Genomic DNA, 1,068 nt, shown 5'->3' with positions numbered 1-1,068 from the left:
CCACTGAACAGCAGCCTCATGACCTCATGTGACGATAATTATCTCAGCGTCGCCGTACCCACCCCATTGAGGCAGATGTTCGACTATCTTCCGCCAGATAATAAGGCGAACCTTCAACCGGGTATGAGAGTTCAGGTTCCTTTTGGACCCCGAAAGCTGGTTGGCATAATCGAAGCCATTAAACAGGAATCTGACCACCCCAGGGAAAAGCTCAGAAAAGTCTCTGCCGTTCCTGACCGGGTCCCTTTGATTCCTGAAGACATCATGCAACTTTGCCGCTGGGCATCCAGTTACTATCACTACAGCCTTGGAGAAACCTTGCTTCAGGCATTACCCAAGGCTCTTCGACAGGGAAAGCCTGTAACCCGGGAAACAATAGCACTCTGGAGCCTTGCTGCTCCGCTTGATGAAGCCATCACCCAATCCCTGAAAAGAGCTCACAAACAGCTCAAGGCCCTGCAATGGCTGGAAAAATACCCTGAAGGTCTATCAGAGACTGAGCTCCGGGAAGTCGGTTTTAGCAAAACTATTCTCACCCAATTGCAAAAGAAACAACGGGTAGTTGTTCGAGAAGTTGAGCGGGTTGACCGATATTTCACTGAACATACAAACCCATTAAAACAAGAGCCCCTGACACTGAACTCTGAACAAGCTTTTGCTCTTAAAGGCATTCTGGCATCCCCCTCTTTTCACCCTGTTTTACTGGATGGCGTCACCGGAAGCGGTAAGACAGAAGTCTACCTCCAGGCCATCGAAGCGACGCTCAAAGCCGGTAAACAGGTTCTTGTTCTGGTTCCTGAAATTGGTCTGACGCCTCAAACCGTCAGACGATTTCGCAGCCGTTTTTCTGTCCCTGTGGTCTGTCTTCATTCTGGATTGAGTGATGGCGAACGTCTTCAGGGCTGGCTTGCTGCCAGTCGCTCCATAGCCGGGGTATTGATTGCTACCCGCTCAGGCATTTTTACGCCTTTACCCAAGCTGGGATTAATTATTGTTGATGAAGAGCATGACAACTCATACAAACAGCAGGATACCCTCAGATACAATGCCCGGGATATGGCTATATAC

Annotated in this window: 1 protein-coding gene; it reads left to right on the top strand. The window is 49.4% G+C overall.

Annotated elements, in window-relative coordinates; all coding sequences use genetic code 11:
* Window positions 1–18 precede the first annotated feature (18 nt).
* Window positions 19–1,068: DEAD/DEAH box helicase (locus tag KDK16_RS04230; protein ID WP_257274809.1), on the top strand; the 1,050-nt coding region annotated here is incomplete at its 3' end.

The organism is Endozoicomonas sp. SESOKO4, assembly GCF_024606275.1.
This window is presented reverse-complemented; position numbering and strand designations above follow the sequence as displayed.